Raw genomic sequence first — 20749 nt, 5'->3', positions numbered from 1 at the left:
TGATAGCGGGTGCAGAGAAGGGGTTGCCGGTCAGGTAGCCCTTTCAAACCGCAAATCAGGGAGGCAAGGATGCTGGGGATCTGGTTGAGTGTGGCGCAGGTGGTGATCAGCGGTTATCAACCCATCGCGGAACAAACCTGGGTGCAGTTGAACCCGGAATATTACCCGCTGGCGCGCACGCCGCCTGCGATGTTTGTGGCCTGGCGTGGCAATCAGTTTCCGCCGCTGGCCCAAAAGCAAAAGCAGGGTCGCTGGCAGATCCTCTTTCCAGCCAGGTTGGTGCCCCCCTTCGATCTGTTCGAGGGGGAGGCGCAGCTCTCCAAAACCTATCTGGCAAGGCTGCGGCGCATCGACGAGATGGCTTACGGGGTTGTCCCCGGGCAGGCTGTTGCGGCTGGTGCAATCGTGCAGCAGGGGAGTGGGTCCCCTGCTTATCACGCGCAACCTGTCGCGCCCTTTATTGCCGAGTTCCGCACACCCCAAGACGCGTTCGGTGGTGTTGATATGCCCAGCGACCCCGACGAGAGCGAACCTCTGCTCGCTCAGCTGGGGGTGACCTTTCGCACAGCGGGGATGAGTGGTGCCCAAGGATATGAGGGAGTAGCGAGCGCCGATATGGCGCTCGCCAGCCACACGGCTAGCTTATCCGCAGGCAGTGACGCCATGCTTACCCTCTCGGCTCCTGCGGCCGGCGGTCCACAAACCGTGTGTCATCAGGTCGCCGCAGGGGAGACCCTGTGGCGTATAGCGAATCAGTTATCCAGCGCCCGGGGAGCAGATACCTACAGCTATTTGCTGGCGCTGGTGGCAGAGAACCAGCAGCGGCTTGGCAAGAGCATTCGAGTCAGAACGGGGGAGGGTCTCTACTGCCCGCGCGACGAGACCCTGGCGCGGTTTGATGCCCTGAGCCCGGCCCAGCGTCAGCAGCAATTCGCCCGGTTGGAGCAGGGGCGCTAAATGCAGAGTCGGTACCTTGTATCCGAATTTGGCCCGTGGTAGTATTCGCGCTCGTTTTGCGAGGTGCTGACCGGTCGCAGTTAGCACCATAAATTCATCCAAAAGAGATACATACTATGTCTTTCGTATTCCAAGCTGAAGTCCGTTCTGACCTGGGGAAAGGTGCGAGCCGCCGCCTGCGTCAAGCTGACCAAGTTCCTGCCATCGTTTACGGTGCAGGCAAAGAAGCCCTGTCCATCACTGTTGACCACAAGAAAATGATCCTGGCTCAAGAGAAGCCGGAATTCTATGAGTCTGTACTGACTCTGGTTATCAACGGTGAAGAAGTTAACGTAAAAGTGAAAGCTATCCAGCGTCACCCGGTACGTTACAAGCTGATCCACCTGGACTTCGTTCGCGTTTAATAGCGAACAGTCAGGTTGAAGAAAAGCCACTCTCAGGAGTGGCTTTTTGCTATCTGGCATCTTGTGAGCAGGCTGAAGGGACTTACCTGATAAGCCAGCAAGGCGGTTATCCCAGCTGGCTAAGGGCTTGTTGGCAACGCTGCTCGGCGGCATCCAGCTCCAGCAGCACCATCCTGATATCTTCCATCTGCTGTTGCAGTGTCGCCCGTTTCTCCTCAACCAGTCCCAGCATGGTCTGTAACTGGGTGCGGCTGCTCTTGTCGGCATCATAGAGATCAAACAGCTCGCGGATCTCAGCGAGGCTGAACCCGAGCCGCTTGCCGCGCAGGGTGAGCTTGAGGCGAACCCGATCCTGCTTGCTGTAAATGCGGGTTTGTCCCTCTCGGGCGGGATTGAGCAACCCCTGATCCTCGTAGAAACGGATACTGCGCGTCGTAATATCAAATTCCCGGGCCAGCTCACTGATGCTGAAGCGCCGTCCTTCATCCTTGTTGTTCATACAGACTTCTTGGCGAACTAAATCCTGTCTGCACCTTACCTAAACGTAAACTGCGCTGCAACTCTTGTTCCATCGCGTCAGAACCCCTATGTTATGGCCATGTAACAAACAGAGGCAGGCAAATGGATATTGCAATTGTGGCGGCAAAACGGACTCCGATGGGGGCGTTTCAGGGGGCATTGGCAGAGGTGACTGCGCCTGAGTTGGGCGCCTGTGCCATCGAGGCGGCACTGCAGCAAAGCGGGCTTGTTCCCGAGCAGGTCGATGAAGTGTTTATGGGCAATGTGCTGGCGGCGGGCGTGGGGCAAGCGCCAGCCCGGCAGGCGTTGTTGAAAGCAGGGTTGCCAGATAGTGTGCCTGCTACCACGGTCAACAAGGTGTGCGGATCCGGCATGAAAGCAGTGATGCTGGCGGCGGATACCATCCGCCTTGGTGACAACAGGGTGGTGGCCGCGGGGGGGATGGAGAGCATGAGCCGTGCCCCCTATCTGCTGGATAATGCCCGCAGCGGCTTTCGGATGGGGCATCAAAAGGTGTTGGACCACCTATTCCTCGATGGTTTGCAAGATGCCTATGATGGCCAGCTGATGGGGGTACATGCCCAGCGCAGCGCCGATCAGGCCGGTTTGACCCGCAGTGCCATGGATGAGTTTGCTCTTGCGTCGTTGCAGCGTGCGCGCGATGCGCAGCAAGCCGGCGCGTTTGCATCCGAGCTGACAAGCGTCTATCGCGGTGAGCGCTTGTTGCTGGCTGAAGACGAACAACCCGGCAAGGGCAGACCGGAGAAGATCCCTACCCTGAAGCCTGCCTTTGGCAAGGAGGGCACCATTACGGCAGCAAATTCGAGCTCTATCTCGGACGGTGCGGCGGCGCTGATATTGATGGATGGCGCCACGGCGCAAGCCTGGCAGGTACCAGTGCTGGCACGGATCGTCGGTTATCAGAGCCATGCAGCATTGCCTGCCGAGTTTACCTCTGCGCCCATTGGCGCCATTTCACGCTTGCTGGTGCGTCTTGCATGGTCGGTGGAAGAGGTGGATCTCTTTGAGATCAACGAGGCCTTCGCCATGGTCACCATGCTGGCCATGAGCGGGGTCGGCATCCCTCATCACAAGGTCAATGTGCATGGTGGGGCCTGTGCACTCGGTCATCCGTTGGGGGCGAGTGGCGCGCGTATTCTGGTGACGCTGATCGCCGCGCTGCGGCAACGGGGCCTGCGGCGAGGCGTAGCCGCGCTCTGTATCGGGGGCGGGGAGGCGACCGCTATCGCGGTCGAGGTGAATGACGAGACGAATTAATTGGTGGCTTCCATCGCCAGCAGTTGTTCCGTGACCCAGGTGGTGGCGGCCAGATAGAGGTGACTCACCTTATCCTCGCTCAGCCCCAGGCGGGCTGTTCTGGCCGTTACCCGTGACCAGTTGGCGCTCTCGTAATCTTCACAAAACGCGAGGTAGAAACCGAGATTGCCTTTTCGCTCCAGCAGCGCCAGCCGAATATCGTCGATAAGAGGGATAGTGCCGAGCAGCTTGTCCATCGGCTGCTCCATCAGTACATCCAGCAGGGAGAAGAGACCAGTGATAAAGGCCTGTTGTGCCTGCTGGCTCGGGGCGTGGGCGTGGGCCAGCAGTTCACAGAATCGGGCTCGGATCATCGACATCTGGTAGAGCTCGGCGCTCTTGCCCTTGCCGGCGCTGGTCGCGGCTACCAGCGAGACAAAGCGCTTTAGCTGGGTGTTGCCCAGATAGATGGCAGCCTGGCGAAATGACGAAATAGGGTTGGTGTGACCTTTGAGATGGTTGACATAGCGCAACAGCTTGAGGGAGAGGGAGATATCCTGACCGAGCAGCTGCTCAATCTTGTTGATATCAGGCTCTGCCTCGTTGACCACGTTGAGCAACTGCATCACCACGACTTGCGCCGGCTCCATGGTGGCTTGCTTGACCATCTCGGGTCGACTGAAGAAAAAACCCTGGAACAGCTGGATCCCCAGCTGTTTGACCCGCTCGAACTCCGCCTTGTCCTCTACTTTTTCTGCCAGATAGGTGAGCCCTAGCGTCTGATGCCGCTGGATAAACACTTTGATCTGCATCAGGGGGGTGGCACGAAGATCAAACTTGATGATGTGGATAAAGGGGAGGAAGCGCTCCCAATCCGGTGACATGGTGAAGTCATCGAGTGCCAGTTGATATCCCAGCTTGTGCAGCTGTTTCACCTTTTCCAGCAGGGCATCATCCGGTGGGGAATCTTCCAGGATCTCAATCACCACTTTTTCGGGCGGTAGGCACTCTGCCAATCCCTCCAGCAGCAGTGAGTGGGGAAAATTGATAAAGCAGGGGCGGCCTCCCAACAGCTGATCGATATTTTGTTGGAGGAACTGTTCGACCACCAGGCGTGACGTCGCCTGCTGGGAGGAGATACTCGGGAAGACATTATTCAGACTATCGCGAAAGAGCAGCTCATAGGCATGAGTTTTGAGGTCTCTGTCGAGGATCGGCTGTCTTGCTACGTAGGAATACATGCCTTGCTCCAGTAAAGGTACTGGGTTGATTTTATGGTGTTGCAGAACACTATGCCAGTGTTCACCTTATTGAGTAAGGCAATAATTGGCATAGCGTTTTTTGCAGGGAAGGAATTTAGAAGAGATAGCTCAATTGTGCACCAGCCAGCCAGGCATCCCCTTCAGAAGTGCCGTCAAAATTGGACTGGTAGTGGGCCGGAACGCCGTTGGGCAGGCGAACAGATTGCGTGAAGGATTCATGTACCCCCACTTTTTTGCCATCGATCAGGGTGACGCCCACATCGACCGAGAGCGCCTTGCTGTACTGATATCCCACTCCCAGGCTGTACCAGATGCGATCCGAGTCGGGGATGGAAATGGTGCGATTAGCCGCAGGGACCGGGCTCTCATCGTAGGCAATGCCGGAGCGCAGTTGCCACTTGGGCGCCACTTGATAGGTCATGCCGAGCGCATAGCGCCAGCTGTCTTGCCAGTTTTCATCCTTGATGTGCATCGGCCCCTGATGATCCAGACTGGCATCCAGACCGACAAACTTGCTCCAGTTAGTCCAGTTGACGCTGCCATGGAGCGCGAGCTTGTCTGTGAGCTGCTGGAGGAGGGCAAGTTCGGCGGTGGCAGGCAGTGGCAGCACCAGATTGCCGGTATCTTTGAACGTCTGTCCCTGGTCATCTACCCCGACGGCATCCCCCTTGAGCTTGAGATCGACCCCGTTGCGATAGGTGAGACCCACGCGGGTCCGCTCACTTGGAGTGAGCAGCACACCGATATTCCAGCCAAGCTCGTTACCAGTGCCTTCGAGATGCTTGGCGATCTTGTCTTGGTGGGGGAAAGTGCCACCTACTTCCCCCTCGCCACGAATAAGGGAAAGTCCCATGCCTGCGGAGAAGAAGGGGGTGAACTGATAGGCCAGGGCCGTGCCGAGTTCGACCGTCTTGATATCGGACACATTGCCAAAGTGGCCGGCGCTGTACCCTTTTGGCATCTCGATCCCGAGCCCGTATTGGGAGGAGAGGGAGAGCCCCAGGCTGAGCAGTTCATTCAGAGGGGTGACGAGATAAAGGTTGGGCACCCAGGCATCGCCCGCTACGTCGCTGGCGTCGGCGGACTTGTTGCCGATGGGCAGGCTACCCACTGGGGTCACGAACTTATCGCTCACACGCCCTTCGATATCGACCTGGGGGCGAATATAGATGAAGCCGCCGGAGAAGGCGGTCTCTTTGAAGCGGGTAATGGCACCCGGGTTGCGGCCCAATACGGAGGCGTTGTCGGCAATGGCGGCTTCACCGGCAAATGCGCGGCCGAGGCCGGTGGCAGATTGCTCGGCTAGCTGGAATCCGGCGGCATGGGTTTGACCCGCGAGCACCAACAGGGCGATGGCGGACGGTTTGATGATGGGATGCATGGCAAAATCCTTGCTGTTACCCGAAGGTTCAATCGGTCATATGAATGGAGACAGGATTTTATATGGTATGACCAGTAAGGCAACGGTAATGGCCAGTATCTGGATAAAACAAGATTAAATGCTGGGATGATGCACTCTAATAGCTTGATTAAAAAAGAAAAATAAACACATGTGTGCTACATGTGTGCGCTGAAATGGCTATTTCGGACAAAAAAAGAGCGCCTGACGGCGCTCTTTCAATTTTATCAATAATCAGAACTTCATGTTGAACTGGGCAGAAGCCAGGAAGGCGTTGCCGTGGGAAGTACCTTGCCAGCGGTTCAAACTGTCATGGTTTGGCAGGCCTTCATTGACATCGACTTCTTTGCCGTCCAGATAGGCCATACCAAAGTCAACGCTCATATCGGTATTGATATGGTAGGTAGCACCGGCGCTGTACCAAATACGGTCTGAGTCCGGAATACTCAAACTACGGTATTCAGCTTCAATCGGGGTGTTGTCATAGGCAAAGCCCAGACGAGCTTCCCAAGCTGGATTGATATACCAGGTACCGCCGATGGAGTAGCGAGTGGAGTCTTTAAATTTCTCGGGTTTATTGAGACATACGCCTGGTTGGCCTGGGGTATTACAGCCTGAGCTGGTCGCCTTTAATTCTTGGAACGCACTCCAGTCAGTCCAGTTGACGGAGTAGTGAACGGCGAATTGCTGATTCAAACGGTGATAACCGGCAAACTCGGCCTGAGCAGGGAGATCCAGTTTCAGATTGCCATCAACAGTGCGGTTCCCTGAAGTGAGCCCTTTGAAATCACCATCAAAGCTCATATCGACCTGTGAACGGTAGGTCAGAGCAAAGCGATGGTTCTCATTGACTTCGTACAGAGTGCCAACGTTCCAGCCAAAGCCCCAAGTGTCCCCCTTAAGATGAGCGACATTGGTATCTTTGGGCAAAGCTGTGCCAGTGTAACCCGCAAAACGGTTAAGTTCTGCGGCACCGTAAACGGCGTTGATACCAGCACCGACACTGAAGTGTTCGTTGACACGATAGGCAATGTTCGGGTTGATATTGAAGGTCATCAACTCGGTATTACCTGCGCCAGCACCGGCAGGGAAGGTTTCTGAGTATTCGGTGGAGAGGCCGTAGTTGGAGAAGAGGCCAATACCCCAAGCCCACTGGTCATTCAGCGGCTGAATAAAGTAAGCAGCAGGAACAAAGGCTGCCGGAGCAATGCCTGACTCGCTTGCATCGGTTAATTTGGCAAGTTTGTTCCCGTTTGCATCAACCCGATTTATTGCACCATCCACATCCACATCCGGTTTGATGTAGGTGCCGGAGACAGAAACTGCCATCTTGTCGAAGGTGGTCATGGCAGCCGGGTTACGGGCCAGAACGGAGGCGTTGTCGGCGATAGCCGCTTCACCGGCATAGGCGCGACCCAGACCGGAGGCCGAGTGCTCGTTCAACTGGAATGCCGCGGCATAGACTTGACCGGTGGCCAGCGCGATGGTGGCGGCAATCAGGCTCTTTTTGAAAATTGTTGTCGTCATGGTGTTCTCTCTTGTAGGCAGATTTTTTTGCCGATATTGGCTGCACGTTCAATGCAAACCTCGACAAAATCCGTTTTTATTTCAGCTTCTTCCCAATCAATTCTGGCGTGATTCTATGGATCTGGTAGGAGGTAAGAAATCAGACCAGTGACAGCAGAATACATAAAAGTGATCGATGTGTTAATCATTTGTTTTAACTTGCTGTTTAATTCATCATTTTGAGGGTGTAAAGGTGGATTATTGACCTGGATTGCCGATCTCCGTCACAAAAATAATTTTGTCAATTTTTCGAAATCTTGAGGCAAATGAGTGACAAAGGGGAGTAATCAGGGGGGGAACAGGCAGCGGCTCGTGACCGCCGCCTGCTATTGAGGATGGATCTGAGGTTGTTAACCGGCGATGTTAAATGTCCCACTGCAGACGTGACTGCAGGGCGTTGGCAACGGGGGCAAGTGGCTCTTTCATCTCGCCAATCAGTACCATATTGGCGCCTTTGAGCTGGACTATCTCCCCTTTGAGGGTGCCATCTTCAAAGGTGGCCTGTTGCAGGGTTAATGGAACATGTTTGGGCACTAAAAAGAGGGTGACAGGCCCCATCTTTCCCTGGATCACCATGTGCAAGGCAGGTCCCTGATAAAACGAGCAGTGATTGACATAGGTCACCTTGAGCCCATCCATCCCGCTTAAGGTGGCGCCATACTTCTCCATCTTGGCATTGATGTTATGCAGATTGACCTGCTCATCGACACCTTCAATAAAGGGTTCTTCGCCATAGACATGAGCCATCGCCACCTGTGCGAGGGAGAGGGCCGCAGGAGCCGTTTCTGGCAGCGTGATCCAGCGGGTGCTCATTCCCAGCAGGAAGGCGACCGATGCAGCCAGGGCGATCTGGCGCCAGGATGTTGATGTCCGGATCTTGACCTGCGCCGTGCCAAGGGGGCGGGATGGTGGCATCTCATCTTGCGCGTCACTGTCTTGCAGCATGGCTTGCCTGAGCAGGATCCGCTCGGCCAGTCCGGCGGGGACCTCAACTTGCATGGCGTGCTTGAGAGTTCTGTCGAACTGCTTCATCTCGTCGAGGTAGTGCCGATTGGCCTGGCTTGCGTCAGCGGCTTTGAGAAAATCCGGCAGTTTATCGTTGGGCTGGATCATGGCGTTGCGGCGAAATTCGAGTTCATCCATGTCCGTGTCCTCTTGCTTGGTTCTTCTGCTCCATCGCCTCCTTGATCTGGTTGCGGGCGCGAAACAGTCGTGTCATGACGGTGTTCTTGTTGAGGCCGAGCATCTCGGCAATCTCCTCACCACTGAATCCTCCCACGACTTGCAGCAGCAGTGGCTCCTGGTACTCCTCGGGCAACCGGGCGATGTGACGGTGCAACCACTCGTTCTCCATCTCCTGTTCACTGTGCAGCGCATCGTGCTGGGGTTGAGGGTGATCGTCGAGATCCACCAGCTCCAGCTGTTTGCGTTCAAAGCGGCGGGCGTTCTCCCGTCTGAGGATGGTGATCAGCCACCCTTTGGCCGCCTTGTCATCCTGCAGGGTGTCGATCGCCTTCCAGGCACGAAGGAAGGTCTCTTGCACCAGATCTTCCGCCACGTTGGGATCCCGGGTCAGCCAGTAGGCATACCGGTAGAGATCGCCATGCAGCGCATGAACCAGTGCTTCAAATTTGGTTTGTTTGTCAGCCATGGGATCATAGACCGGCGAAGTGGCCGGATCATTTCCACCAATATGCTGCTGAGCACGTTTTTTTCTAAAAAACAGCAGTGCCATAGGGCAATCCTTGTCAGGGGGCGTGGCGGCGGGAGCGGGAACTTCCGTGCGCCAGCAGGTAAATCATATGCGCAATACCGGCCATTTCATCAGCCCTGAGGGTACGCGCCAGAGCGCGCCACTCGATGGGCAGGCAAGAAGAGGGCCGTGCAAAACAGGCTCGCTCGAGTGCGGCGAGCGTGTTGCCGAGCCGATTATGCCCAGCGTCGGGCAACTGGCCTAATTGATAATAGGAGACCTGCCAGCGCAAGGTCGCCCATCGGATCAGTGCCTTGCGACTGGCATCCGGCTGGTGTTGGGCAAGGGCACGTTGCAGTTGATAGAAGGCGCGCCAGCGGGGCCAGTGGCGCCATAGCGCACGCAGCGTTATGGCCAGCACGACCCACCAAAGGCTCTCTCGCAGTGCCATCTGCGATGTCAGCTGATCAGGTTGCCGATTTGTCGTTGCCTGAAACGTCAGCGTGATGGCAGGCAGGCTGGCCTGCTCAATCCGGCCACTTTGGGTATTAAACCAGGGCAGATCAATGGGGGGCAGCTGATAGTCGCCGCTCTGCTCCGCAACCAGAGTCTGGCGCCACTGTCGCTCAAACAGCAGCTTGCCATCACGGTAACGCTCCTGCTGTTGCTCGCCATCGGGATGTGCCTGTATGCCGCCAGGCAGTTGATGGGCCATCAGGGGGGCAAGCTGTATCTGGCCGCTGTCACCATTTTCCATGGTCAGGGTGAGGATCCGGATCAGCGGTTCACCCACTTCCCCCTTGGAGGCCGGTTCAAGCCGCTGCCTCAGGGTCAGCCGGGTGGCCACCGGCGTGGCGGGGGCTTTGTCGATCCTCACCTCGAGCGGTGCCGCACGGGCCGAGAGTTTTTGCGGCTTGCTCCCTTGCTGCGTGAGCTGCCCTTGCAAGCGGGGTGAGTCGAGGAGCCATAGCCCAGGCGCTTTTGCCTGAACGAGCCAGCTGCGGGTGAGCCGGCCGGGCAGACCTGCCTGAGCGGGTGCGATCCACTCGTCGCTACCGAGGCGACGGATAGTGAAGTGGGCAGAGCTGAGCTCGCTCAGCGCCGGGTTTTGCATACTGGTGGGCAGCCACAGTGTCAGCCGGTAGATCACCGGCTGGCCGGGATAGAGCGGGCCCTGATGATCAAGGCTGGCCTGCATCTCGAGGGGCGAGGTGGCTGCGGGTTGCGGTAGTGCCGCTGTTTTCACCTCTCTCAATGGCAGGGTGAGCGAGGGGGTGAACTCATTTCCCAGCTTGAGCGGGGCAATCACCACCTCGGTATTTGCGGTTGAATTGCTCTGGTGCAGCGGGATCTGCCAGCGAGTCAGTTGTTGTACCGGGGTCGTGACCCGGCTCATGGTCACTCTGCCCACCGCAAACTGGCGCAGTAGGGGGGTGATCTCCAGTTCGCTGCTCTGGCGCTCGCCATCCGCTTCGATGATCAGCAGCCAATCGCTGGGATCGGCCCCCGGCAGCAGCTCTGCCCGGGGGGGCAAGGCCCAGCAAAGTGGACTCGCGAGTGCGACCAACAGCCCCCATCCTGCCCGCGTCACCAGGGCTCCTCCACCTTGATCAGGTCCTGGCGTAGTGCCTCTTTGCGCAGTCGCTGCTCCAGCAGCAACACCGGGGGAGAGGGGGGCAGGGGCATTGCCGTCGCCTGCTGAGCTGCCGATGGTTCGGGCTGCTTGCTGCTGTTGCTATCGGGTGCAGCGGCCGCACCGCCTTGCAACAGAGAGAGGTTATAGAGCGCATCTTCATGGCCGGGTTCAAGCGCCAGAGCGGCCAGATAGGCCTCTTTGGCGGCCGCAAACTCCCCCAGTTGCAGCAGGGCATTGCCGCGGTTGTAGTGGGCGGTGGCGCTCGTCGCTTCCTGATAGGCTGCGATGGCTTGCCGGTAGGCACCAGCCCGATACCAGGCGTTGCCGCGCCAGACTGGATCGTTGAAGGTGCGGGCAGCCCGCTGAAAATCCCCCTCTTGATAAGCCTGCATCGCTTGTAGATCTCCCTTCTCTGCTGCTTGCAGATCTTGCGGCGCAAGCAGCTGAATTCCCACCATCAGCGCCATCATCAACCGGGCGCCGACTCTGGCCAGCAAGGCCAGTGGTAACAAGGGGATCAGCAGCCAGGGGCCAAGATCCAGTGGTGCCGGGGTGAGGGCCGAGGTGGTGGTGGGCAGCGGTGCAAAGTGAGGGACATCGCTATCAAGCCATTGCAGCTCACCGCCGAGGCGATTGGCCAGTGCGGCAATGGCCTGACTATCGGGGGCGGGCAACTGCGCGGGCATGCGGGTGGCAAACCCCAACTCATTGGCCGGAATGGCGGGCATGGGGGCCGGTTGACCGCTGCTGGCAAGCAGAATATCGAGGCGTGCCGACTGGGTGTCGCGGCAAAGAAGGCGTTGCTGACAGGGCCACAGGGCGGCGATTTGGGTCATCTGATTCTGGGTGAGGTCGTCGGTGATCAGCAGCAGACGGGCTTGTTCTCCAGGGGCCAGCTGCTTCATGGCAAGTTCCACCGCCCGTGCCGGGTTACTGCCCTGCAACGGCATGATATCGGGGCGCAAGTCGGGCAGTAGCAGCGAAAGGGCCTGATGATCCCGGGTTGGCGGCATGGCGAGGTAGGCGTCGCCTGCGTAGAGGATCAGCGCAATGCGCTCGCCCTTTGCGCGGCTCAGCAGCTGCTGTAATTGCCATCTGACCCGGGTCGCCCGATCCGGTTTGAGATCGGTGGCGGTCATCGAGCGTGACAAGTCCAGTAGCCAGATATCGAGCGGTGCTGCAGGCTGCTGTTGCAGCTCACCGCGCAGTGCCGGTCCACTCAGGGCCAAAATCACGGGCAGGGTTGCCAGCCAGAGCCAGGGGCGCTGAGGACGGGATGCTGGCAGCAGATAAGCCTGCATCGCTGGTGCGAGCAGCGGGGGCCGGCGACGACGTTGCCACCCTTGCCAGAGCCAGGGGATGAGTGCGATCAGCCACAGGGGGCGGAGCAAGATCAGCTCCATCTGCGTGCACCTCGTGTCAGCCAGCTACGCACCATGCGAAACTCCAGCCTGCCGTGTCCTGACGGCAGAAGCAACAAGCCACAAAGCAGTGCCAACGGCCAGGGGTAGAGCTCGATCACCGGCTGGTACTGGGCAATCGGCATGGGGGCAGGTTCAAGGGCATTGAGAGTCGCGTTGATGGCATCGAGATCGCTTTGGGTTCGCGCCCTGAAATAGCGCCCCTGTCCTGTTTTTGCCAGCTCTTTCAGGAGCGGCTCGTCCAGTTCGCTGCTGGGATCGGCCTGACCGCTGCCTGCCTCATCATAGGGTTGGATAAAGGTATCGGGATCGGCCCCGACCCCCAGCGTGTAGATCCGTATTCCCTGCGCTGCGGCGAGTTTGGCCTCCTGCAGCGGGTCGGCATTGCCTGCGGTATTGCGGCCATCAGTGACCAGCAGCAGGGCGGTGGGGCGACCAGGATCCCCATGCTGACGTGCCAGCTGGATCGCCTCGCCAAGGGCGGTGGTTCGGCCGACCAGATCAAAATCGAGCTCGTCGCTCAAGGTCAACAGCGCCGGGATCTCCTGAGTGAGGGGAGAGAGCAGATAGGCGTGATCGGCAAAGACGATGAGGCCCACCCTGTCTCCGGCACGTTTGGCGATCAGCGCCTTGATCTGCTGGCGAACCGCCGTCAGCCGTGCTTGCTGCTCGCCGTTATCGAGCATATCAGGGGTGCGCATACTGTCTGACAAATCCACTGCCAGCAGCAGATCCCGACTCCCTTCATATTGGATCACCGGTTCCCCCCACCACTGGGGGCGGCAGAGGGCGAGGATAAGGGCGCACCACAGCAGCATGGCGCGCCAGAGCGGCAATCCGGCGTGGGGGCGCAGCAGCGCAAACCCGGGGTGAGCCAGATAGCCGCGGCGCAGGGGCGGCAAGCCGAAGCGCACCAGCAAGGGGAGCACCAGCGCCAGCGCAAACCAGGGCCAGGCCAGGATCATGGATGCCTCCGTGCGTCTTTACGCCCCGAGCGGGGAGAGCGTTGCAAGAAGAGGGTCTGACCCCAGCGGCGATAATGTTGCCGAAGTTGTTCGCACTGCTCGCTGCTCGGATTCTGGCTGCCATAGAGCCAACTGCTCCAGTGAGACGAGAACTGGCTAAAATCGCTGCCACAGTGACGATCAACGAAGGCGAGCCACGCCTCTCCCTGAAGCTGGCGCGCCTCGGGCCAGCATTGCAATGCTTCATGACGCAGGGCCTCCTGTATGCGTGCCACCAGCAGTGCCGGATCTCCCTCCAGCTGACGACACCAGCGGCGGTAACGTATCACCCTGCGGGCAATCAGGACGATCAGCAACAGCAATAACGCTGTGATCAATAGCCACAATAGCGCCAGCACTCTGGGATCAAGACTCTGTTCAATCAGATCCGGCCCCGGGTGAATGTCGCGCATCAGGGCGGCCAGCGGCAGAGTGATGGCGTCGGAGGTTGGACTGGCGCTGTCGAGTTCGGCGGGGGAGATCATCCCTGATGACATAACCCCTCCTGCCACTGTTGTTGCAGCGTCTGGCCGTTATCGAGCAGGTAGAGGCGCTGCACCAGCGGCAGCAACTGCTGCTTGCCATGGGCCAGCTGCTGTTCGGCAGCTTGCTGGTAGCGGCGGGAGAAACCGGCATGGCATCCATCCAGCCAGCCCTGATAGTGTTGCCCTGGCCGATCAATAGCCACCGGCAGTTGGCCATCAGGGGCAATGGCTGCCTCGAGGGGGTCGCGGATCTGCCAATAGTGAATATCATGGCGCCGGGAGAGCAGCTGCAATTGCTGACAGAGCACAGACTCGCAGGGTCTGTGATCGGTGATGATCGTCAGCTTGGCACCGTGAGGCAGCTTCAGGCCGGACAAAGTGTCGGCCAGAGAGTGAGACAGCGCCCGGCGGGCCAGCCCTTGCTGATAGTGATGGCAGAGGGATTCGAGCAGGGGGAGCACGCTGCCGCGCTGGCTCTGGTGATGGGGTATAAGCCCGTGGCAGATCAGGGTGTTGTGCTGCTTCTCCCCTTGCCAGATCAGGGCTGCTGCCAGCTCGCACCCCAGACGCGCCTTGAGCTGCAGCGTGGAGCCGAAATACATGGCAGGAGAGAGATCGAGCAGCAGCCAGTGCGCCTGATCCAGCTCCTCGCTATAGAGGCGGGTATAGGGTCGACCGAGGCGTGCGGTCACGCGCCAGTCGATATGGCGTACCTCGTCACCAGCCTGATAGGCGCGCAGCTCGCGAAACGTGAGTCCGGGAGCTCGGCCAGGTTTGCCGCGTTCGCTGCTGCTTCTGCTTGCGTGAGGTGGCTTCTTGGCCTTGGCCCAGAGCCGGATATTGAGCAACCGTGGCAGCGACAGGGCGATATCGGGATGGAGGTCCGGCGTTAGGGACATGGCACCTGATCCAGCAGTTGGGCGATCAGGATATCGTTATCCAGATTGTCGGCCAGTGCCTGATAGCTGGGAATAAGGCGGTGGCGCAACACCGGATAGGCTTGCAGCTGGATATCTTCCGGCAGCACATAATCTCGTCCGGCAAGCCAGGCTCGGGCGCGGGCGGAGCGAGCCAGCCCCAGCGTAGCCCGAGGGCTGGCCCCCACGGCAATCAATGGCTCAAGGGCAGGGCAAAGACCGCTGCCAGGGCGGGTGGCGCAGACCAGCTCCACCAGATAGTGCTCCAGTCTGCTTTGCATGTTCACCGCCAGCACTTCGTTGCGGGCACGTTGCAAGGTGGTCTGGCTCAGGGTCACCGGCGCCGCGCCGAGCTGTTCGCCGCTGGCGTTGAGCTGCAAGATGGCGAGCTCCATGGTGGGGCTCGGGTAGTCCACCATCAACTTGAGCAGAAAGCGGTCTAGCTGGGCCTCCGGCAGGGGATAGGTTCCTTCCTGCTCGATAGGATTCTGGGTGGCGGCGACCATAAAGAGAGGCGGTAGTCGCCAGCTCTTTTTGCCCACAGTGATCTGGTGTTCAGCCATGGCTTCCAGCAGTGCAGATTGTACCTTGGCCGGCGCCCGGTTGATCTCGTCTGCCAGCACCAGATGATTGAACAGGGGGCCGGGTTGGAATACAAAACTGGCATCCTGCGGGTGAAACACCTCGCTGCCGGTGAGATCGGCGGGAAGCAGGTCGGGGGTGAACTGGATACGGGCAAAGCGTCCCTCGACGGCGCCAGCGAGCGCCTTGACGGCGCGGGTTTTGGCAAGACCGGGTGCCCCTTCGATTAACACATGTCCTTCACATAAGAGGGCAATCAGGAGCCCTTCTATTAGCTCCTCCTGCCCCAGGATCTGACTGCCAAGATAGTCCCTAAGTGCTCTGAACTCGGCCGCTGCCATGCGATAAACCCGTTGTTTTTATGGAAGTTGATCTTTTTATACTCCAGTTGCTTCCCAAGGGCGAGCAAAGGGGGCTTACCGTGCTTAATTTAGTTTCAATCAGCTGTATGAAACTTGTGATTGGATTGTTAAGATGTGGCGCAATGAGGTCAGACCTCTGCCTTTTAAACCAAGGAGCCAGGATGAAACAGCCATTGAAACTGACGACTCGCCAGGGCGAACGGATTGCCGTCGTGGCGGGGCTGCGTACCCCCTTTGCCAAGCAGGCCACCGCCTTTCATGGCGTGCCTGCAGTCGATCTCGGCAAACTGGTGGTGAGCGAGATGCTCGCCCGTACCGATCTCGATCCCAAGCTTATCGACCAGCTGGTGTTTGGCCAGGTGGTTCAGATGCCGGAAGCCCCCAACATTGCTCGCGAGATCGTGCTCGGTACCGGCATGAGCGTCAATACCGATGCCTATAGCGTCTCTCGCGCCTGCGCCACCAGTTTTCAGGCGGTGGCCAACGTCACCGAATCCATCATGGCCGGTACCGTAGACATCGCCATCGCCGGCGGTGCTGATTCCTCCTCCGTGCTGCCTATCGGGGTGAGCAAGAAGCTGGCCCGCGCCCTGGTGGATCTCAACAAGGCGCGCAATCTGCAGCAGCGCTTCAATATTCTGCGGACATTGAGGATCAAGGATCTGCTGCCGGTGCCGCCCGCTGTGGCGGAATACTCTACTGGCCTCTCCATGGGGCAGACCGCTGAGCAGATGGCCAAGAGCCACCAGATCAGCCGCGAGGCGCAAGATGCGCTGGCTCACCGCTCCCACACTCTGGCCGCGCAGGCTTGGGCCGATGGCAAGCTCAGCGGCGAGGTGTTTACCGCCCATGTACCGCCCTACAAGTCACCGCTGGAGCGGGACAACAATATCCGTGAAAGCTCGGATTTGGCGAGCTACGCCAAGCTCAAGCCGGTGTTTGACCGGGTTCATGGCACAGTGACGGCGGCCAACGCAACTCCGCTGACCGATGGCGCCGCCGCCGTGCTGCTGATGCGGGAAGGTCGGGCGAAAGAGCTGGGACTCGAGCCGCTTGGCTATATCCGCAGCTTCGCCTTTTCGGCCATCGATGTGTGGCAGGACATGCTGATGGGCCCCTCCTATGCCACGCCGCTGGCGCTGGACAGAGCTGGTATCACGCTCAGCGATCTGACCCTGATCGACATGCACGAAGCCTTTGCCGCCCAGACTCTGGCCAACCTCAATATGTTTGCCAGCCACGAGTTTGCCCGTGACAAGCTGGGCCGCGATCAGGCCATCGGCGAGGTGGACATGGAGAAGTTCAACGTCCTCGGCGGTTCGCTGGCCTATGGCCACCCCTTTGCCGCGACCGGTGCGCGGATGATCACCCAGACTCTGCACGAGCTGCGTCGTCGCGGCGGGGGATTGGGACTCAACACCGCCTGTGCGGCGGGTGGATTGGGCGTGGCTATGGTGTTGGAGGTTGAATAATGAGCGCTAAGACTTTTTCCCTGGATGTTCGCCATGATGGCATTGGCATTCTCACCATGGATGTGCCGGGCGAGAGCATGAATACCCTGAAAGCCGCCTTTGTGGAGGAGATCCGCACCGTGCTGGCCGAGGTGAAACGCAACAAGGATTTGATCGGTCTGGTGATCACCTCCGGCAAGAAGGATTCCTTCATCGCCGGAGCCGACATCACCATGCTGGCCGCCTGCGCCAGTGCCAAGGATGCCGAGACCCTGTCGCGAGAAGGGCAGGTTATCTTTGCCGAGATCGAGTCAATGACCATCCCGGTGATCGCCGCTATTCACGGCCCTTGCCTCGGCGGCGGGTTGGAGCTGGCGCTGGCCTGTCATGGTCGGGTGGTGACCGATCACGGTAAAACCGTGCTGGGTCTACCCGAGGTGCAACTTGGCTTGCTGCCGGGCTCCGGTGGTACCCAGCGCCTGCCGCGCCTCATCGGGGTGGCTAAGGCGCTCGACCTGATGCTGACCGGCAAGCAGGTGCGCGCCAGACAGGCCAAAAAATTGGGGCTGGTGGACGATGTGGTACCGCCTTCGATACTGCTGGATGCCGCCATCAAGTTGGCCAAGAAGGGCAAGCCTCGCCACGAGTTGAAGCGGGATCTGCAGGGCAAGCTGCTGGAGACCAACAAGCTTGGCCGCAAGGTGCTGTTCGATCAGGCACGTAAAGGGGTGATGAGCAAGACGCGTGGTAACTACCCTGCGCCGGAGCGGATCCTGGACGTGGTGCGCATCGGTGTGGAGGAGGGGATGCAGGCTGGCCTCGCCGCCGAGTCCCGCCACTTCGGCGAGCTGGTGATGACAGCCGAGTCTGCTGCCCTGCGTTCTATCTTCTTTGCCACCACGGAAATGAAGAAAGAGGTCACCTATCAGGGAGCCGAGCCGCGCAAGGTGGGCCACGCGGCCGTGCTGGGTGGTGGTCTGATGGGGGGCGGCATCGCATTCGTCACCGCCACCAAGGCGGGCGTACCGGTGCGGATCAAGGATGTGGCAAGCGCCGGGATCGGCAATGCCATGCGCTACAGCTACGACATTCTGGCCAAGAAGCTCAAACGCCGTCATATCTTGCGCAGTGAACTTGAGAAGCAGATGAGCTTGCTGACCGGTACTCTGGACTACTCCGGTTTCCACCGGGTCGATATGGTGGTGGAGGCGGTGTTTGAAGATCTCGCGCTCAAACACCAGATGGTGAAGGACGTGGAGCGTGAGTGCGGTGAACACACAGTGTTTGCCTCCAACACCTCTTCCTTGCCCATTAACCAGATTGCGGCAGAGGCGGCGCATCCGGAGCGAGTCGTGGGGCTGCACTACTTCAGCCCGGTGGACAAGATGCCGCTGGCGGAGATTATCCCCCACGCTGGCACCAGTGCCGAGACGGTCGCCACCACCCTGGCTTTTGCCCGCGCCCAGGGCAAAACGCCCATCGTGGTGAAGGACGAGGCCGGTTTCTACGTCAACCGCATCCTGGCGCCCTACATGAACGAAGCGGCGCGACTGGTGCTGGAAGGGGAGCCGGTGGAGGTGCTGGATAGCGCACTGCTGGACTTTGGTTTCCCGGTTGGCCCCATCACCTTGCTCGATGAGGTGGGGATCGATGTGGGCGCCAAGATCTCCCCCATTCTCGAGAAAGAGCTGGGCGGCGAGCAGTTCCAGGCGCCCAAGGCGTTCGACAAGCTGCTGCAAAACGATCGCAAGGGGCGCAAGAACGGCAAGGGCTTCTACCTCTATGGCAAGGCAGCCAAAGGTAAGAAGAAGGTGGATGAGAGCGTCTACGATGTGCTGGGAATCAAGCCGGTGGCCAAGCTTGCTAGGCAGGATATTGCCGAGCGTTGTGTGCTGCTGATGCTCAATGAAGCGGCCATGACCCTTGACAGTGGTGTGGTTGCATCGGCCCGTGACGGCGATATCGGTGCCATTTTCGGTATCGGTTTCCCGCCCTTCCTCGGTGGCCCGTTCCGCTATATGGACAAGCTCGGTATCGACCATCTGGTTGGCCGTCTGGAGTATTACCAGAAGCGCCATGGTGATCGGTTCGCCCCTTGCGCCCGCCTCAAGGCGATGGCCGCGGAGCAGCAAACCTTCTACTGATAACCGCTGCAGATTGATCGCAAGCCAGAGAGGCCCGCACACCATGTGGGCCTCTTTCTATGTTGTGGTTTGTTCGGGTTGTACGGCTTGGGCAGAGCTCATGCTGGCAGAAGCAACCGATTAAAAAACGGCCCACCGAAGTGGGCCGTCGAGATATCACGTCACGGGTCAGATCCCCGGTTTGCGCTCCGGGCAACGACCTATGATATCGGGTGGCAGCTCGCCGTTATCCTGCTCCAGCACCACGTCGAATCCCCACAGTTGATGGAGGTGTTTGAGCACCTCATGGCGAGAGTCGCCAAGGGGGATGCGGTTGTGGGGCACATAGCGCAGGGTGAGGGAGCGATCCCCCTTCACGGCGACGTTGTATACCTGAATATTGGGCTCCAGATTGCTGAGGTTGTACTGGGCCGACAGGGTATTGCGCACCTGACGGTACCCCTCGTCATTGTGGATAGCGGAGACCTTCAGATAGTTCTTCAGATCATCGTCATCAATGGCGAACAACTTCATATCCCGCATCACTTTGGGACTGAGGAACTGGCTGATAAAGCTCTCGTCCTTGAAGTTCTGCATGGCAAAGTGGAGGGTTTCGACCCAGTTGCTGCCGGCATAGTCGGGGAACCAGTATCTATCTTCCTCGGTCGGGTTCTCGCAGATGCGGCGCAGGTCGGTAAACATGGCAAACCCCAGCGCATAGGGGTTGATCCCCGAGTAGTAGCGGCTGTTGTAAGCCGGTTGATAGACCACGTTAGTGTGGCTGTGCAGCACCTCCATCATGAAGCGATCGCTCAGCTTGCCCTCGTCATAGAGGTGATTGAGGATGGTGTAGTGCCAGAAGGTGGCCCACCCCTCGTTCATCACCTGAGTCTGCTTTTGCGGATAGAAATACTGGCTTATCTTGCGCACTATGCGCACCACTTCCCGCTGCCAGGGCTCCAGCAAGGGGGCATTCTTCTCGATAAAGTAGAGAATGTTCTCCTGGGGTTCGGCGGGGTAGCGCCTGTCCTCCACACCCGCGGCTTTATGCTGCTTGGGCAGGGTACGCCACAGCTCGTTGACCTGAGTCTGAAGATAATCTTCCCGCGCCTTCTGACGCCGCTTCTCCTCTGCCATCGAGATCTTCTGGGGACGCTTGTAGCGATCGACCCCGAAGTTCATCAGGGCATGGCAGGAGTCGAGCAGCTGCTCCACCGCCTCGATGCCATGTTTCTCTTCACACTGGGTGATGTAGTTCTTGGCGAACAGCAGGTAGTCGATGATGGAGGAGGCATCGGTCCAGGCCTTGAACAGGTAGTTGTTCTTGAAGAAGGAGTTGTGGCCGTAGCAGGCGTGTGCCATCACCAGCGCCTGCATCGGCATAGTGTTCTCCTCCATCAGGTAGGCGATGCAGGGATCGGAGTTGATGACGATCTCGTAGGCCAGCCCCATCTGGCCGCGCTTGTAGTTGCGCTCGGTATGGATAAAGCGCTTGCCGAACGACCAGTGTTGATAGCCGATGGGCATGCCGACGCTGGAGTAGGCATCCATCATCTGTTCGGCGGTGATCACCTCGATCTGGTTGGGGTAGGTGTCCAGCTTGTAGAAACGGGCGACCCGGGCGATCTCCTGGTGATAGGTCTCCAGCAGATCGAAGTTCCAGTCTGGTCCGTCATCCAGTGGCGCTACACGTTTTTCTGTTTCGATCATG

General features: G+C 58.8%; 18 protein-coding genes. 5 read left to right on the top strand and 13 right to left on the bottom strand.

All coding sequences use genetic code 11. The features are described 5' to 3' along the window. Nucleotides 1-69 precede the first annotated feature (69 nt). Nucleotides 70-957 carry a hypothetical protein gene (locus OKC31_RS10130; RefSeq protein WP_270656880.1) on the top strand — a complete coding sequence of 296 codons (888 nt, stop codon included), beginning with the start codon at nt 70-72 and terminating at the stop codon, nt 955-957. Nucleotides 958-1073: 116 nt separating this feature from the next. Then, complete coding sequence (rplY, locus tag OKC31_RS10125; protein ID WP_005333252.1) at nt 1074-1361, top strand: 50S ribosomal protein L25; 288 nt, start codon at nt 1074-1076, stop codon at nt 1359-1361. A gap of 106 nt (nt 1362-1467) precedes the next feature. On the opposite strand, the gene OKC31_RS10120 is transcribed toward rplY, so the two are convergent. Then, nucleotides 1468-1860, bottom strand: coding sequence for a MerR family transcriptional regulator (locus OKC31_RS10120; RefSeq protein WP_270656878.1), 393 nt, complete (start codon nt 1858-1860; stop codon nt 1468-1470). 122 nt (nt 1861-1982) lie between these two features. On the opposite strand from OKC31_RS10120, the gene OKC31_RS10115 reads away from it, so the two are divergent. Beyond that, nucleotides 1983-3158: a thiolase family protein gene (locus OKC31_RS10115; protein ID WP_270656877.1), complete on the top strand. Its 1176-nt coding sequence runs from the start codon at nt 1983-1985 to the stop codon at nt 3156-3158. Here OKC31_RS10115 and OKC31_RS10110 read toward each other — a convergent pair. From OKC31_RS10110 to OKC31_RS10060, 11 genes are all read right to left on the bottom strand, one after another. Beyond that, nucleotides 3155-4378 carry an EAL and HDOD domain-containing protein gene (locus tag OKC31_RS10110; protein WP_005333249.1) on the bottom strand — a complete coding sequence of 408 codons (1224 nt, stop codon included), beginning with the start codon at nt 4376-4378 and terminating at the stop codon, nt 3155-3157. The genes OKC31_RS10115 and OKC31_RS10110 overlap by 4 nt on opposite strands. A gap of 115 nt (nt 4379-4493) precedes the next feature. Continuing rightward, entirely contained in the window at nt 4494-5780 is a 1287-nt protein-coding gene (locus OKC31_RS10105; RefSeq protein ID WP_270656876.1) for an outer membrane protein transport protein, read from the bottom strand. Nucleotides 5781-6032: 252 nt separating this feature from the next. Further along, nucleotides 6033-7325 carry an outer membrane protein transport protein gene (locus OKC31_RS10100; RefSeq protein WP_270656874.1) on the bottom strand — a complete coding sequence of 431 codons (1293 nt, stop codon included), beginning with the start codon at nt 7323-7325 and terminating at the stop codon, nt 6033-6035. Nucleotides 7326-7727: 402 nt separating this feature from the next. Beyond that, nucleotides 7728-8507, bottom strand: a complete 780-nt coding sequence (locus tag OKC31_RS10095) for a DUF3379 domain-containing protein (RefSeq protein WP_270656873.1) — start codon at nt 8505-8507, stop codon at nt 7728-7730. After that, entirely contained in the window at nt 8500-9099 is a 600-nt protein-coding gene (locus tag OKC31_RS10090) for a sigma-70 family RNA polymerase sigma factor (protein WP_270656872.1), read from the bottom strand. Before OKC31_RS10090 ends, OKC31_RS10095 begins: the two co-directional genes overlap by 8 nt. Before the next feature lie 13 nt (nt 9100-9112). Beyond that, nucleotides 9113-10624 (bottom strand): hypothetical protein, encoded by a 1512-nt coding sequence (locus OKC31_RS10085; RefSeq protein WP_270656871.1) that lies wholly within the window; start codon nt 10622-10624, stop codon nt 9113-9115. Between the two features lie 20 nt (nt 10625-10644). Further along, on the bottom strand, nt 10645-12096 hold the full coding sequence (locus OKC31_RS10080) for a VWA domain-containing protein (protein WP_270656869.1): 1452 nt from the start codon (nt 12094-12096) through the stop codon (nt 10645-10647). After that, nucleotides 12087-13079 (bottom strand): VWA domain-containing protein, encoded by a 993-nt coding sequence (locus OKC31_RS10075; RefSeq protein WP_270656868.1) that lies wholly within the window; start codon nt 13077-13079, stop codon nt 12087-12089. Before OKC31_RS10075 ends, OKC31_RS10080 begins: the two co-directional genes overlap by 10 nt. Next, nucleotides 13076-13615, bottom strand: a complete 540-nt coding sequence (locus tag OKC31_RS10070) for a DUF4381 domain-containing protein (RefSeq protein ID WP_270656867.1) — start codon at nt 13613-13615, stop codon at nt 13076-13078. The genes OKC31_RS10075 and OKC31_RS10070 overlap by 4 nt, the downstream gene beginning before the upstream one ends. Beyond that, nucleotides 13600-14502: a DUF58 domain-containing protein gene (locus tag OKC31_RS10065; protein ID WP_270656866.1), complete on the bottom strand. Its 903-nt coding sequence runs from the start codon at nt 14500-14502 to the stop codon at nt 13600-13602. Before OKC31_RS10065 ends, OKC31_RS10070 begins: the two co-directional genes overlap by 16 nt. Then, complete coding sequence (locus OKC31_RS10060) at nt 14493-15443, bottom strand: AAA family ATPase (RefSeq protein ID WP_270656864.1); 951 nt, start codon at nt 15441-15443, stop codon at nt 14493-14495. The genes OKC31_RS10065 and OKC31_RS10060 overlap by 10 nt, the downstream gene beginning before the upstream one ends. A gap of 182 nt (nt 15444-15625) precedes the next feature. Here OKC31_RS10060 and fadI point away from each other — a divergent pair, with 182 nt between their 5' ends. Beyond that, on the top strand, nt 15626-16936 hold the full coding sequence (fadI, locus tag OKC31_RS10055) for an acetyl-CoA C-acyltransferase FadI (protein ID WP_270656862.1): 1311 nt from the start codon (nt 15626-15628) through the stop codon (nt 16934-16936). Beyond that, nucleotides 16936-19059, top strand: a complete 2124-nt coding sequence (fadJ, locus tag OKC31_RS10050) for a fatty acid oxidation complex subunit alpha FadJ (protein WP_270656861.1) — start codon at nt 16936-16938, stop codon at nt 19057-19059. The genes fadI and fadJ overlap by 1 nt, the downstream gene beginning before the upstream one ends. Before the next feature lie 168 nt (nt 19060-19227). Here fadJ and OKC31_RS10045 read toward each other — a convergent pair whose 3' ends face one another. Continuing rightward, on the bottom strand, nt 19228-20748 hold the full coding sequence (locus OKC31_RS10045) for a SpoVR family protein (protein ID WP_019445117.1): 1521 nt from the start codon (nt 20746-20748) through the stop codon (nt 19228-19230). Nucleotide 20749: the final 1 nt, after the last annotated feature.

It is taken from the genome of Aeromonas sp. Y293-4 (assembly GCF_027705905.1).
Classification (GTDB): domain Bacteria; phylum Pseudomonadota; class Gammaproteobacteria; order Enterobacterales; family Aeromonadaceae; genus Aeromonas; species Aeromonas veronii.
This window is presented reverse-complemented; position numbering and strand designations above follow the sequence as displayed.

Bases quoted from the DNA above. Each gene is read 5' to 3' on its own strand.
- OKC31_RS10130 (WP_270656880.1), top strand. From the start codon at position 70: ATGCTGGGGATCTGGTTGAGTGTGGCGCAGGTGGTGATCAGCGGTTAT.
- rplY (WP_005333252.1), top strand. From the start codon at position 1,074: ATGTCTTTCGTATTCCAAGCTGAAGTCCGTTCTGACCTGGGGAAAGGT.
- OKC31_RS10120 (WP_270656878.1), bottom strand. From the start codon at position 1,860: ATGAACAACAAGGATGAAGGACGGCGCTTCAGCATCAGTGAGCTGGCC.
- OKC31_RS10115 (WP_270656877.1), top strand. From the start codon at position 1,983: ATGGATATTGCAATTGTGGCGGCAAAACGGACTCCGATGGGGGCGTTT.
- OKC31_RS10110 (WP_005333249.1), bottom strand. From the start codon at position 4,378: ATGTATTCCTACGTAGCAAGACAGCCGATCCTCGACAGAGACCTCAAA.
- OKC31_RS10105 (WP_270656876.1), bottom strand. From the start codon at position 5,780: ATGCATCCCATCATCAAACCGTCCGCCATCGCCCTGTTGGTGCTCGCG.
- OKC31_RS10100 (WP_270656874.1), bottom strand. From the start codon at position 7,325: ATGACGACAACAATTTTCAAAAAGAGCCTGATTGCCGCCACCATCGCG.
- OKC31_RS10095 (WP_270656873.1), bottom strand. From the start codon at position 8,507: ATGGATGAACTCGAATTTCGCCGCAACGCCATGATCCAGCCCAACGAT.
- OKC31_RS10090 (WP_270656872.1), bottom strand. From the start codon at position 9,099: ATGGCACTGCTGTTTTTTAGAAAAAAACGTGCTCAGCAGCATATTGGT.
- OKC31_RS10080 (WP_270656869.1), bottom strand. From the start codon at position 12,096: ATGGAGCTGATCTTGCTCCGCCCCCTGTGGCTGATCGCACTCATCCCC.
- OKC31_RS10075 (WP_270656868.1), bottom strand. From the start codon at position 13,079: ATGATCCTGGCCTGGCCCTGGTTTGCGCTGGCGCTGGTGCTCCCCTTG.
- OKC31_RS10070 (WP_270656867.1), bottom strand. From the start codon at position 13,615: ATGTCATCAGGGATGATCTCCCCCGCCGAACTCGACAGCGCCAGTCCA.
- OKC31_RS10065 (WP_270656866.1), bottom strand. From the start codon at position 14,502: ATGTCCCTAACGCCGGACCTCCATCCCGATATCGCCCTGTCGCTGCCA.
- OKC31_RS10060 (WP_270656864.1), bottom strand. From the start codon at position 15,443: ATGGCAGCGGCCGAGTTCAGAGCACTTAGGGACTATCTTGGCAGTCAG.
- fadI (WP_270656862.1), top strand. From the start codon at position 15,626: ATGAAACAGCCATTGAAACTGACGACTCGCCAGGGCGAACGGATTGCC.
- fadJ (WP_270656861.1), top strand. From the start codon at position 16,936: ATGAGCGCTAAGACTTTTTCCCTGGATGTTCGCCATGATGGCATTGGC.
- OKC31_RS10045 (WP_019445117.1), bottom strand. From the start codon at position 20,748: ATGATCGAAACAGAAAAACGTGTAGCGCCACTGGATGACGGACCAGAC.